The organism is Protofrankia coriariae (assembly GCF_001017755.1).
In the GTDB taxonomy this organism is placed as follows: Bacteria; Actinomycetota; Actinomycetes; order Frankiales; family Frankiaceae; genus Protofrankia; species Protofrankia coriariae.
Window position 1 is genome coordinate 2,867 of the sequence record NZ_JWIO01000003.1, and the last position, 12,703, is coordinate 15,569.

Below are 12,703 nucleotides of genomic sequence, written 5' to 3' on the forward strand. Positions count from 1 at the left end.
CAGCCGGCGTTCCAGCCGGTGCGGCAGCCGGCCGACGGGCAGTCGGCCGGTGACACGGAACCGACCGGTCAGCGGTTTCTTCAAGATTCCCTCTCGACGATGCTGACAAGTCCCGTCCACGTACATGCCGCGAATAATTCTTAGGAGTCCTTGACAGTCGCTTGTACACCTTGTCTACTGACCGCGTAGACAAACGTGAGCATTCCGGCAGCGAAGGAGATCTCCCGATGCCCAAGCTCTCCCGCAGTGACTGGTACGACCTGGCACGCGACATGAACTGGACGTTCGGCTACGTCAACGAGGCCGACGTGTTCCCCGAAGAACTGTCGGGCACCGGTCGTGTCCCGCCCGAGGCGTGGCTGGCCTGGGACGAGCCCTACAAGATCAGTTACCGCGAATACGTCCACAACCAGGTCACCAAGGACACCACCACCTACTCGCTGAAGAACGCCGTCGGCCGCTCGAAGCTGTTCGACCAACTCGATCCGGGCTGGAAGTCCGTGGTCGTCGCGCACTACGGCGCGATCGCGATGCCGGAGTACCTGGCGTCCTTCGGCGAGGCCCGCATGGGCCGGTTCGGGCGCGCCGCAGCCTGGCGCAACACCGCGACGTTCGGCACGCTGGACGAGGTAAGGCACGGCCAGATCCAGACGTTCTTCCCGTACGGCCTGCTCGGCAAGGAGCCGCGCGGCGACTGGGCACTGAAGGCGTTCCACACCAACAACTGGATCACCCTGGCCGTACGGCACCTCTTCGACGACATGTTCGTCGCCAACGACGCGCTGTCCGTCGCGATCCAGCTCACCTTCACGCTGGAGACCGGTTTTACGAACCTGCAGTTCCTCGGCATGGCCGCGGACGCCATCGACGTCGGCGACCTGGAGTTCGGCTCACTGATCTCGAGCATCCAGACGGACGAGGCGCGCCACGCGCAACAGGGCGAGCCCACCATCAAGGTGCTCATCGACAACGGCCACAAAGAATACGGCCAGTTCCTGGTCGACCACATGTTCTGGCGGGCCTGGCGCGCGTTCGCCCTGCTCACCGGCCTGTCAATGGACTATTACACCCCGCTGGACAGCCGGAAGATGAGCTTCAAGGAGTTCATCCAGGACTGGGTCGTCAAGCAGTTCGCCGACCAGTTCCGCGACTATGGCCTGGACTTCCCCTGGTACTGGGACGAGTTCATCAACGAACTGGACTGGTACCACCACGCGATCCACACCGTCGTCTGGAACTACCGGCCCAGCGTCTGGTGGAACTCCGACGCCGGCGTCTCGCCGAAGGAACGGCAGTGGCTGGAGGAGAAGTACCCCGGCTGGAACCGCGCCTTCGGAAAGCACTGGGACGTGCTCACCGAGAACGTCCGCACGGGCAATCTCGCCGAGACTTTCCCGGAGACGCTGCCGGTCGCCTGCAACCTCTGCCAGCTACCGATCGTCCGCGCCGCTGGCGTGCTGGCCGGCGCGCACACCGACCCCGCCCCGCTCCGGCACGTACACAACGGGCGCGTCTACCAGTTCTGCTCCGAGCCCTGCAGGTGGATCTTTACTCGGCGGCCGGAGCGGTTCGCCGGCCACAAGTCGATCACCGACCGGCTGTGGACCGGGGACATCAACCCGCCGAACATCGGCGGCGTCCTCGCCTACATGGGCCTGTCCGAGGCCGAACACGGTGTCGACGCCGACAACTACGCCTGGGCCAACGGCAAGCACTGACCGAAGGAGGAGACATGGCACTGCTGCCGCTCAGCGGGACCTTCCTCGGCGACGTCACCACGGTGGGCGTCGTGGTCGACGACGAGGACACGGCCGAGGCCGTCGGGCAGAAGATCGCTCACCACGCGGTGGGGCGGCGAGTGGCCGCCCGTACCGCTCCGATCCGGGTGCGGCTGGGCGGCCGGGTCCTGGACCCGGACGAGATCATCGGCAGGACCGGCGTCTCCCCTTACGACCACGTCGAGGTCTTCTTCGATGAGTGACTGGCACGACGTGGCCACCCTCGACGATCTCTGGGAAGGCGATGTCGCGGAGGTCGCCGTCGGCCCGGACACCATCCTGCTCGCGCACCTGCCCGGCCGGCAGGTACGCGCCTACCAGGGGATCTGCCCGCACTCGGAGTACTCGCTCGCGGGCGGCGACCTCGACGGGGACGTGCTGACCTGCACCGGCCACCTGTGGGAGTTCGACCTGCGCACCGGCGAGGGGGTCAACCCGTCGAACTGCCGGCTCTACGAGTACCCGGTCCGGCTGTCCGGAGAGCAGATCGCCGTATCGGTGCCGACCGACGGTCGGCCCCACTACAACCGCTGCCGAGGTTGAGGAGGCATCCGTTGACCGACAGACCGGACTACCTGGTCGGCCCCGTGGTACGGGGCTTCGACCCGGACATCGTCGACGCGCTGCAGACCGCGCTGGAGAAGGACAACCCCGGCTCGGAGCTGTTCGTCGACGACAACACCGGGTACGTACGCATCCACGCCCAGCGCTTCCTGCGGGTCACCCGGGCCAGCCTGTCCGAGGCGCTCGGACGGCCCATCGACCTGCCGTCGCTGGAACCCGCCATCGCGGGCTTCGCGGGCCGGATGAAGTACACCGGCGACGACGAACTGACCTGGTACCTGGCCCGGGAGGACCGATGACCGGCCCGACGCGCTCACTGCGCACGTGGAGCATCGCCGACGCCGGGCGGCGCCGGCTCAACGAATACGAGATCGTCACCAAAAAGTTCCACTACCACTTCGGCAGGCAGCCCGCACCGTTCGACCTCGACCCGGACAGCCCGATCAACCAGTGGTACCTCAGGCACCGTGAGGGCTCACCGGTCCAGGCCGACAGCTGGGAGGAGTTCTCCGACCCCGCCCAGCTCAACTATCGGCGTTACATCGCCCTCCAGCACGACCGCGAGATCTACGCCGAACGCGTCGTCGACCGCTTCGAGGCCCTCGACCACGACGCCGGGCTCGACCCGGCCTGGGTCGCCGTCCTGGGCCGCGTCTACCTGCCCGCCCGGTTCGCGCTGCACGTCCTGCAGATCACCAGCCTGTACGTCGGCCAGCTGGCGCCGAGCGCGGCCATCACGAACGCGTCCTTCTTCCAGGCCGCCGACGAACTGCGCGCGCTGCAGTGGATCGCCTACCGGGCGAAGTCGCTGTCGCTCTCGCACGGCCCGGACCTCGCCGACAGCACGGTCGCGCGCCGCGTCTGGGAGCAGGATCCGGCCTGGCAGCCGGCCCGCGAACTGCTGGAGAACCTGCTGCTGGCCTACGACTGGGCTGAGGCGTTCACCGCCCTCGACCTCGTCGTCAAGCCGGCCTTCGACGCCCTGTTCAAGCAGGCCTTCGCCGCGCTCGCGACCGCCAACAGGGACGAGCTGACCGCGCAGCTGCTGCACGAGTCCGGCGTCGACAGCGGGCGCGGCCAGGACTGGACCGGCGCCCTCGCCCGCTACATCCTCGCCGCCCGGCCGGGCAACCGCGAGCACATCCTCGGCTGGGAGAGCAGGTGGCAGCCGCGCGTCACGCGCGCCATCGACGCCCTGGCCGGCACGTTCGGTGCGGCACCCGCGCCGGCGGACGCCGCGTCCGTGCGGCAGACCGTGGACCAGGCGACCACACAGTTCCGTAACAGCTGGCTCACGGCGGTTCCGGCCACGTAGTCCCGTCCGCACAGAGGTTCCTACAGAGATTCCTTCCGACCGCGTAGAGCTGACAGATCAGTCACCACGTCAAAGGAGCGTTGTAGATGTCCGTTCTGCCCGAAGTCATCGCAGCCAACGCAGAGTACGCTGCCTCGTTCGGTGACAGGAGCGAGCTGGCCCTGCCGCCGGCCCGGGGCTTCGCCATCCTCACCTGCATGGACGCCCGGCTGGACCCGGCCAAGTACGCCGGGCTGCGCGAGGGCGACGCCCACGTGATCCGCAACGCCGGCGGGCGCGCCAGCGACGACGCGATCCGCTCGTTCGTGATCTCGTACAAGCTGCTGGGCACCAGGGAGTGGTTCATCATCCACCACAGCGACTGCGGGATGGAGTTCTTCACCGACGAGGTGATCCGCGGCCTGCTCGCCAACAGCCTGGAGACCGCCGCCCTCGGTGACCAGGGCTTCTACGACGTCGGCACCGGCCCGGGCGCCCGCGAGGGCGACTACATCGACTGGCTGACGATCTCCGACCAGGCCACGAGCGTCACCGAGGACGTCCGCCGGGTCCGCAACCACCCGCTCGTCCCCGCGCGCATCCCGATCTACGGGTACATCTACGACGTCAAGAGCGGCCTGCTCCTCGAGGTCCCGACCGCCACCGAAGTCGGCCGAGCGTCATAAGCCGACCAGGGTCGGCCAGGCGGCACAGTCCGTCAGCACAGTTTTCTCTTTCCGTGAATGGCCCTGTGAGGGGGTGGTTCCGGGGCATCCCCGGAACCACCGGCATTCGCGCTGAGAGCACGTCCCGCGCGGTCAGGTTTCGCCGACGGCTTCGGGGAGCTGTTGGCGCTGGTTGGGTGTGGCCGCTGGGGTGTGGTGGTCGTAGGCGATCAGGGCGTCGCCGGTGAGGGGATGTTCCACGACCGCGGCCCGTACCCCGAAGACCGCTGCCAGCAGGGCGGGGGTGAGCACCTGCTGAGGCGCGCCGGAGGCGACGATCGTGCCGTGCTGGAGCACGTGCAGCCGGTCGCACACCGCGGCGGCGGCGTTGAGGTCGTGCAGCGCCAGCAGGGTGGTGCGGCGCTGGGCACGCAGCAGGGCGAGCAACTCCACCTGGTGGCGCACGTCGAGATGGTTGGTGGGCTCGTCGAGCACCAGCACGTCCGGCTGCTGGGCGAGCGCGCGGGCCAGCAGCACCCGCCCCGCCCGCGGCCGCAGGTGCCGGTAGACGGTACGCAGCACGGTGGACCTGCCGCTGCCGTTGGGCCCCACCAGGCCGGCGATCTCACCCTCGCCGGCCACCAGGTGGACACCGGCCACCACGGCACGGCCGGCGAGCACGACGGAAAGATCCTCGATGGCGATCCTCACGTGCGTCCCAGCCGCCGGTCGAGCAGGTACAGCAGGGCGGGGGCGCCGATCAGCGACGTGACCACGCCGACCGGCAGCTCCTGGGTGTCCAGCGCGGTGCGGGCGGCGATGTCCACCGCGACCAGCAGCACCGCCCCGGCCAGGGCCGCCACCGGCAGCAGCCGGCGATGGTCGCCGCCGACCACCAGCCGGCAGGCGTGCGGGATCATGAGCCCGACGAAGCCGATGGCGCCGGAGACCGCCACCAGCACGCCCGTGAGCACGCTGGTCACGACGAACAGCTCGCGGCGCAACCGGGTGACGTCCACCCCGAGGCCGGCCGCTGTCTCGTCCCCCATGAGCAGCGCGTTGAGAGCGCGGGCGCGGGCCTGCAGAACGACCAGCCCGGACGCCACCGTGACGGTGGGTATCGCGAGCGTGCCCCACTGGGCGCCGCCGAGGCTGCCCATCAGCCAGAAGAGCACACCGCGGGTCTGCTGCTCGTCCCCCGTCCGCAGCACCAGGTAGCTGGTGAAACCGGACAGGAACTGGCCGATGCCCACACCCGCAAGCACCGGCCGTAGCGGCGAGAAGCCGCCGCCGCGCCGGGCCAGCGCCCACACCAGGGCGAACGACGCCAACGCGCCGGCGAAGGCGGCGGTGGAGACACCGATCCGCGGCAGGCCACCCACGCCCGCGCCCACGCCGAGCACTATCGCGGCGACCGCGCCGAGCGAGGCGCCGGAGGAGACACCCAGCAGGTAGGGGTCGGCCAGCGGGTTGCGCACCAGGGCCTGCACCGCCGTGCCGACGAGGCCGAGACCGGCGCCGACCACGGCCGCGAGCAGCGCGCGGGGCACCCGCAGCTGCCACACGATCAGATCCTGGGGGCCCGGTGGCGCCGGGCGTCCGGTGAGGTGACGGCCCACGACGGACCACACCTCGCCCATCGGCACATCGGTGGAGCCGAGGGAGACGGCCAGGGTCAGCGCGGCGACCAGCGCCACGCCCAGCCCGGCGGCCACCCAGCCGGCCCGCGCGCCGCCGCCCGGATGCCGGACCGACCGGGCCGTGGGGTCCGGGGACCGATCCGGGCGGCCCGTGGTGCCCGAGCCCTGGTCCGGCCGGTCCGTGTCCGCGCTGTCCGCGGCGCCCGCGGAGCCGGAGGAGCCGCCGTCCCCGCGGAGGAACGCGATGATCGGCATCTACCGCCTGACCCGGCCGGGGTAGAGGGCAGCGGCGATCTGCTGCACCGCGTCGGCGTTGCGCACTCCGGCGATGGTGGTCTGCTCCGAGCCGACGCGCAGGAAGCGGCCCTCCCTGACCGCGGTCAGACCGCTGGTGGCCGGGAAGGTACGCAGGAACTGCGCCGCGGCGTCGAACGCTTTGTCGTCGGCCTCCGGGGCTGCCCTGGTTGCGCACGCCGAGCTGAATCCAGTCGGGGTTGCGGGAGACCACGTCCTCCCAGCCGACCGGTCTGAAGTCACCGTCACAGTCGGCGAAGATGTTGCGCGCCCCGGCCTGGGTGATCACCGCGTTGCCGACCTGCCTGTTGCAGATCGCCATCGGCTGCGCGGTGCCGGCGTCGTAGTCGAGGAAGAAATTATGTGGGACGCCGGTCCGGCGCGACGTCGGCGATCGCCGAGCGCACCGCGCCGGTCTTCCGCTCCATGTCGGCGACCAGTTCCTGGGCGCGGGCGGAGGTCCCGGTGACGGCGCCGAGCCGGGTGATGTCCGCCTCGACCTCCGACAGGTCGTTCTGCGGGTGCGCCAGCGTCGCCGCGCAGGCCGTCGAGTGCAGGTAGATGTGCTTGATCCCGACGGCGGCGAACTCCCGCGGGCTGGCCACGTCCCCCATGCCGCTCATGCCGCCCGCGCCGGCCGGCGGGCCGAAGGNNCGCCGGCCGGCGGGCCGAAGGTGTCGATGTAGAGCTGGGCGCCGGACCCGAGCAGCTTCTCCTTGGCGATCACCCCTTCGCCCAGCACCGGCACCTTCGCGATCTGCTCGGCGAACCGCTCCGGCACGGTGCCCCTGCCGGGCGGGAAACCGGTGCCGATCACCCGGTCACCGGCACCCAGCCAGAACAGGGTCTCCAGGCTGGAGGCATTGCTGGTGACGATCTTCTGCGGGGCGGAGTCGAAGGTGGTCTCGACGCCGTCGCAGTCGGCGACTTTCACCGGAAAACCGGAGCCGGCCAGGGACGGCCCGACAGCCGGCGCGGGAGCGGGACCCCCGCCCCCGGAGTCCCCGCCGCCGCAGGCAGCGGCCAACAGGGCCACCGCGGCCGCAAGACCACACAACAGGCGAGGACGCATGCAGGCTCTCCCGGGAATCGTGTCCGTGTAAGCCCGCCGTTGCGGACCCGTCCCAGGTAGTCGGCCGCGAGACGCCCACGGTTCCCGCGAGCATCAGACCCGCGCGGGAACCTGCCGCTTCACCCCGTTCGCCATGATTCGTTGCTCACAGCGCGATGAGACCCGCACGGGTTGAGGTGAAACCGCACGCATCGAGGCCATGCCACGGCGTGCCGCTGGTGCTGACGCTCATGTGGCCGTCGTTCGACCCTGCCGCCAGCGGCAAGGTCGAACCGCCCGGCCAGGCGGTGCTACCGCGGGTCCACAGGGGGCTCTGGGGATGGCAAAGGCCGTTTCCGTATTATTCCAGGACACTCATGCCTGAGGAACCGACTGGTCTTCCGGCACGCTGAAGGGGCAATGTGTCTCGTCCGCAATGGATTCCCGTCGTCGTGCTCGCCGCGGCGGCCGTCGTCGCAGTGGTAGGTTGTGGCGGCATAGTGCCCTCCACCGGAGGCGGCAGTGTAACTTCTCCGTCGCCGTCCCAGCCCGCCTCAGCACTAGCGCAGGAAGCCGGGGCTCAGCAGCGAGGGCATGGTCTTTCGGCGACGCCAACACTGACCTCTGATATCCCGGATGGTCTTCCGACGACCATCCCGAGACCCGCATCCCCCACCGGCGACACGCCTCCCTCCTTCTTCACGAAACTCCCTGCTCCGTCGTCTGGGCACTCCCTGGCCCCGGGGATCCCGCCCGCGCCGGCGCCGCCTCCGGCATCCGGTCCGGCACCGGTAGCCCACTCGACGACCGCACCGCCAGTGGCGCCGCCTCCGGTACCAGTGGTCCACTCGACGACCACGCTGCCAGCGGCCCAGGCCACCGTGCCAAATCTGTATGGTGCGACCCGGTCGGAGGCGACGGCCATCCTGCATCAGGCCGGGTTTTACAACATCTCGTTCTCCGAAGGATGCAGCACCAGCGGACTGCACGACGTGGTCAACAGCCAGACTCCAGCGGCCGGCGTCATCACTGCCGTTACAGCGCGAGTCGGTATGCACATCCATATCCTCGGCTGCGTCTCGATAAGCAATGTGGTGGGCTGGCGGATGGACAATGCTCTGGACCATCTCAGGAGGACGGGCTGGACTCCGGTGGCCGGAAACGGCGGTTGCGTGTCGGGTGACAACGGCGTGGTCGCTACGATGGTCCCGCGGGGCGGTTCCTTCGCCCGGCCGGGTTCTCAGGTACGGCTCGACCCAGGATGCCTCTGACCTAAATTCGCCGTTAGTGGCGTGGGAGAGGGCCTGACCATCCGCTGGTTGTCCTGATCCGGCGCAATCCTTCCAGGACTGGCGTGAACGCGACGCGCAGCAGCGACGCGTTCACCTTCTCGGCGCTCTCCTCCGCGGAGTTCTCCGCCTTGTCCGGACGTATCTCACCCCTGCTCACCGTTGCCGTGAATCTCCTACAGGACGCCGGAACGCCCGGGACCAGCACCGGCTACGTCACAGCGGCGCCTGGCGCGCTCGGCACGACCGCCCGCCTGGGTGGGTGTCAACCCGCGGCGTGCGGCGGCCTGGGTGAGCGTGGCGACCAGGTCCGCGTCGAAGCCGAGCAGCACCGGCCGCGGGCCGTGTCGCGCGGCGGCGACCTCGGCCCGCCCAGGTGCAGCTCACCGGTCGCCCCGGCGCCGGCCGGCAGCAGACCGCCGTCGAGAACGTAGGCCCGCACGTTCGGGTCGGGCCGGCCGATGGGCAGCGGCCGGGTCGCCGGGGTCGTACCGCCAGATCACCGCGTTGACCGTGACCTCGGTGGGGCCGTAGGCACCGGCGGTTGTGTTGCGCTCTTGTGTCTATCGGATGAACAAATATTTGTGACACGCGTCATGCTCGCGTCACAACAGCGGCGGCAAAGAGGCCGATGGCGGCGCCCGCGCGACGGCAGTCCGCCCATCCCGTACCTCGACCGAGGTGGTCCTCGCCGGCAGGGCCGACCGCGAGCTGGCGCTGCGCGCGGCGCTGCGGGCCGCGAAGGCGAAGGTCGTCGTCGACGAGACCGGGCAGCGGGCCGCCTCGGCGGTATTCGACGTCGGCGGGGCGACCGCGGCCCGCNNGGGGCGACCGCGGCCCGCCGACGTCACCCAGATCGACCGGCACTGGCGCAACATCCGCACGCTCGCGTCACACAACCCGCGCACCTACAAGGCCAGGTGGATCGGTGACCACGAGATAAACGGAACCCCGCTGCCCGACGCGGCCTTTTTCTGACTCTCCGATTTCTGGCTCTCCGACGCCCGGCCCGGCACGGCCCGGCCCGTACCGCCGCCCCGAGAGGACGCACCAGCGATGACGCAGAGCGCAGCGCAACCGACCACCGGACACAAGCCCGTACGGCAGCTGCACCTCAACGCGAACGTGCTGGCCTCGGGCCGGCACGACGCCGCCTGGCGGCTGTCGGACAACCCACGTTCCGTGGACGACGTCGACGCGTTCTGCGAGATCGCGCGGATCGCCGAACGGGGCACGTTCGACGCGGTCTTCTTCGCCGACGGGCCCCAGCTCGCGGCCGACTTCGACCGCCGCCCCTGGCACTCGCTGGACCCTGTGGTCCTGCTCGCGGCGATGGCCCGGGCGACCGAACGGGTGGGCCTGGTGGCGACGGCGTCGACGACGTTCAACGAGCCCTACGAGGTAGCCCGCAGGTTCGCCACCCTCGACCACGTCAGCGGGGGACGGGCCGCCTGGAACATCGTGACCAGCCAGAGCGACGACGCCGCGGCCAACTTCGGCCATCCGCGCATGCCCGGCCATGCCGAGCGCTACGCGCGGGCCGAGGAGTTCGTCGACGTCGTCGTGAAGCTCTGGGACAGCTTCGAGGACGAGGCGCTGCTGGCCGACCCGGTCACCGGCCGTTACGCCGACCCGGCGCGGGTGCACCGCATCGACCATGTCGGTCCGGCGTTCCGGGTCCGCGGGCCGCTGAACGTGCCGCGTGCCCCGCAGGGACGCCCGATGATCGTGCAGGCCGGCGACTCCGGGCCGAGCCGGCGGCTCGGCGCGCGCTGGGCGGACGCGCTGTTCACCGTCCAGCGCACCTGCACCGAGGCGCAGGCGTTCTACGCGCAGCTGAAGGGGCTGGCCGCGGCGAACGGCCGTGACCCGGACTCGCTGGTGATCCTGCCCGGGCTCTACACGGTGGTCGGCAGCACGCAGGCCGAGGCGCGGCGGCGCAGGGAGGAGATGGACGCCCTGCTGGACCTCGACGTTCAGGTCGCCCTGCTCGCCGAGCGCCTGAACGTCGACCCACAGCGGCTCACTCTCGACCGGCCGCTGCCCGACGACATCGACGGGCAGGGCGGCGCCGGGATAACGAGCGGTTTCGTCGAAAACATCCTGCGTGAGGCGCGCCGGGAGAACCTGACCGTGCGACAGTTGCTGGGCCGTAACCCGTTCGGCGGACACCGGCTCGTCGTCGGCACACCCGAGCAGATCGCCGACAACATGGAGCGGTGGTTCCGCGGCCGGGCGGCCGACGGGTTCAACCTGAACATGGACGCCTACCCGTCCGGGCTCGAGCTGTTCGTGGACCATGTCGTGCCCGAACTACGGCGGCGCGGCCTGTTCCGCACCGCCTACGAGGGCGTCACGCTGCGCAGCCATCTCGGCCTGCCCAGAGCGCCGAGCCGCTATGCGCCCGCCTCCCCCGGCCTGGTCGCGGCCACGCGCTGATCCAGCGCTCACACAGCCGCCAAAGCCCGGGGATGCGTCAGATCGGGGCAGCTTCAGTATTCTGTGCGGGTTGGCGCTGAACCTGCGCCCCGGGTCGCGGGTACGTCGGACGGTGAACCTGATTCACCTCGCCCGAGCACCTCCACCTGCTTGTCGACGACGGGTGACCGGCTCGTCGACGGCGGGCGGGAGTGGGAGCGTGTCTGTCGGCGCAGCCGCGAACCGGAGGTTCAGGGCCGTCACCTGCCCGCATGATCCCGGCCGTCCGGGGTGGTGCGACAGGCACCCACCCCAGCTCGCGACGATCGCCATGGTGCGTGACTCATCATCCGGGAGAAGGCATTGGATCGTTTCACGTACCGGGACGGCGTGCTGTACGTGGAGGACGTCGCCGTGGAGGAGATCGCGGCCCGTTTCGGCACGCCGGTCTACGTGTACTCGCACGGCACTCTCGTCACCCACCTGCGGCAGGTCGCGGACGCGTTCGCTGACCTCGCGCCGCTGATCTGCTTCTCGGCCAAGGCGCTGAGCAACATCCACCTGCTGCGCAACCTCGCGGCGGCGGGCGCGGGCGTGGACGTGGTCAGCGGCGGCGAACTATACCGGGCGCTGCTGGCCGGGGTGCCCGCGCAGCGGATCGTCTTCGCCGGTGTGGGCAAGTCCGACGAGGAGCTGCGGTACGCGGTGCGCTCCGGCATCCGCTGCGTCAACGTGGAGTCCGAGAGTGAGATGCGCGCCCTCGCCCGGGCGGCGGCCGACTGCCAACTCCCGGTGGGGGCGGCCGTGCGGGTCAACCCGGACGTCGCGGTCGACTCCCGCACCCCGGCCAAGACCACGACCGGGCGCCGCGGCGGCAAGTTCGGGATCGACCTCGACCAGGTGCACGAGGTGTACCGGCTGGCCGTGGACGACCGCTGGCTGCGGCCGGCGGGCCTGCACTTCCACATCGGCTCCCCGATCTTCGACCCGCGGGCCTACGGCGACGCCGTGGACAAGGTGCTGACCCTGGCGGAGAAGCTGACCGCCGACGGCGCCCCCGTCCCGACGATCAACATCGGTGGTGGTTTCCCCGCGGACTACGAGGGGGCCGGCGTCCCGGGCTGGTCGGACTTCGCCGCCGTGATCGTGCCGAAGCTGCGCTCCTTCGTGGCCGCCGGCGGCATGGTCGTCATGGAGCCCGGCCGTTCGATCGCGGCCAACGCCGGCGTGCTGCTGGCCAGCGTGCGCTACCTGAAGACCTCCGGCTCGCGGAACGTCGTGATCACCGACACCGGGATGAGCCACCTGATCCGGACCGCCTTCTACGACACGTTCCACTTCCTGTGGCCGGCCCGGCCGCGGGACGGCGTGTCACCGGTGAGCCGTACCGGCGAGCACGACCTGCCGGGCCTGACGCGCTACGACGTCGCGGGCCCGCTGTGCGAGTCCAGCGACTACCTCGCGAAGGACCGGCTCCTCCCCTCGCTGCGGGCCGGAGACGTGCTGGCCGTCTTCACCGCCGGCGCCTACGGCATGACGATGGCCAGCCACTACAACGGCCTGCCCCGCCCCGCGGAGGTGCTGGTCGACGGCGGGGACGTCCGGCTGATCCGGCGACGTGAGACCTACGAGGACCTCGTCTCGGCGGAGCTGGATGCCGGCGCGGAGAGCGGGCTGGAGACCGGGCCCACCGGCTTGGCCTCGGCCGGA

General features: G+C 70.4%; 14 protein-coding genes. 10 read left to right on the top strand and 4 right to left on the bottom strand.

Going from position 1 to position 12,703, the window contains the following annotated elements; genetic code table 11:
- Window positions 1-227 precede the first annotated feature (227 nt).
- From FrCorBMG51_RS02390 to FrCorBMG51_RS02415, 6 genes are all read left to right on the top strand, one after another.
- Window positions 228-1,718: a ferritin family protein gene (locus FrCorBMG51_RS02390; protein ID WP_047221509.1), complete on the top strand. Its 1,491-nt coding sequence runs from the start codon at window positions 228-230 to the stop codon at window positions 1,716-1,718.
- A gap of 14 nt (window positions 1,719-1,732) precedes the next feature.
- Window positions 1,733-1,981, top strand: a complete 249-nt coding sequence (locus FrCorBMG51_RS02395; RefSeq protein WP_047221510.1) for a toluene-4-monooxygenase system B family protein — start codon at window positions 1,733-1,735, stop codon at window positions 1,979-1,981.
- Window positions 1,974-2,321 carry a Rieske 2Fe-2S domain-containing protein gene (locus FrCorBMG51_RS02400; RefSeq protein ID WP_047221511.1) on the top strand — a complete coding sequence of 116 codons (348 nt, stop codon included), beginning with the start codon at window positions 1,974-1,976 and terminating at the stop codon, window positions 2,319-2,321. Before FrCorBMG51_RS02395 ends, FrCorBMG51_RS02400 begins: the two co-directional genes overlap by 8 nt.
- Window positions 2,322-2,332: 11 nt before the next feature.
- Window positions 2,333-2,641: an MmoB/DmpM family protein gene (locus FrCorBMG51_RS02405; protein WP_200902306.1), complete on the top strand. Its 309-nt coding sequence runs from the start codon at window positions 2,333-2,335 to the stop codon at window positions 2,639-2,641.
- A complete protein-coding gene (locus FrCorBMG51_RS02410) occupies window positions 2,638-3,657 on the top strand; it encodes an aromatic/alkene monooxygenase hydroxylase subunit beta (protein WP_047221513.1) in 1,020 nt (339 codons plus the stop codon). The genes FrCorBMG51_RS02405 and FrCorBMG51_RS02410 overlap by 4 nt, the downstream gene beginning before the upstream one ends.
- A gap of 86 nt (window positions 3,658-3,743) precedes the next feature.
- A complete protein-coding gene (locus tag FrCorBMG51_RS02415) occupies window positions 3,744-4,322 on the top strand; it encodes a carbonic anhydrase (RefSeq protein WP_047221514.1) in 579 nt (192 codons plus the stop codon).
- A gap of 132 nt (window positions 4,323-4,454) precedes the next feature.
- Here FrCorBMG51_RS02415 and FrCorBMG51_RS02420 read toward each other — a convergent pair whose 3' ends face one another.
- The 4 genes from FrCorBMG51_RS02420 to FrCorBMG51_RS34375 form a co-directional block, all read right to left on the bottom strand.
- Window positions 4,455-5,012, bottom strand: coding sequence for an ABC transporter ATP-binding protein (locus tag FrCorBMG51_RS02420; protein ID WP_047221515.1), 558 nt, complete (start codon window positions 5,010-5,012; stop codon window positions 4,455-4,457).
- Window positions 5,009-6,196, bottom strand: coding sequence for a FecCD family ABC transporter permease (locus tag FrCorBMG51_RS02425; protein ID WP_083730863.1), 1,188 nt, complete (start codon window positions 6,194-6,196; stop codon window positions 5,009-5,011). The genes FrCorBMG51_RS02420 and FrCorBMG51_RS02425 overlap by 4 nt, the downstream gene beginning before the upstream one ends.
- Window positions 6,197-6,478, bottom strand: a complete 282-nt coding sequence (locus tag FrCorBMG51_RS34370) for a TroA family protein (protein WP_200902307.1) — start codon at window positions 6,476-6,478, stop codon at window positions 6,197-6,199.
- A gap of 116 nt (window positions 6,479-6,594) precedes the next feature.
- The gene (locus FrCorBMG51_RS34375; RefSeq protein ID WP_200902308.1) at window positions 6,595-6,858 is read right to left on the bottom strand and encodes a TroA family protein; all 264 of its coding nucleotides are present in this window, start codon (window positions 6,856-6,858) and stop codon (window positions 6,595-6,597) included.
- Between the two features lie 1,267 nt (window positions 6,859-8,125).
- On the opposite strand from FrCorBMG51_RS34375, the gene FrCorBMG51_RS30375 reads away from it, so the two are divergent.
- The 4 genes from FrCorBMG51_RS30375 to lysA all read left to right on the top strand — a co-directional run.
- Window positions 8,126-8,557: a PASTA domain-containing protein gene (locus tag FrCorBMG51_RS30375; protein WP_047221516.1), complete on the top strand. Its 432-nt coding sequence runs from the start codon at window positions 8,126-8,128 to the stop codon at window positions 8,555-8,557.
- A gap of 83 nt (window positions 8,558-8,640) precedes the next feature.
- A complete protein-coding gene (locus FrCorBMG51_RS02440) occupies window positions 8,641-9,009 on the top strand; it encodes a hypothetical protein (RefSeq protein ID WP_047221517.1) in 369 nt (122 codons plus the stop codon).
- A gap of 622 nt (window positions 9,010-9,631) precedes the next feature.
- Entirely contained in the window at window positions 9,632-11,014 is a 1,383-nt protein-coding gene (locus FrCorBMG51_RS02450; protein ID WP_047221519.1) for an LLM class flavin-dependent oxidoreductase, read from the top strand.
- Window positions 11,015-11,356: 342 nt separating this feature from the next.
- Window positions 11,357-12,703, top strand: a 1,347-nt coding sequence (lysA, locus tag FrCorBMG51_RS02455) for a diaminopimelate decarboxylase (protein ID WP_235433250.1), incomplete at its 3' end; no start/stop codon positions are given.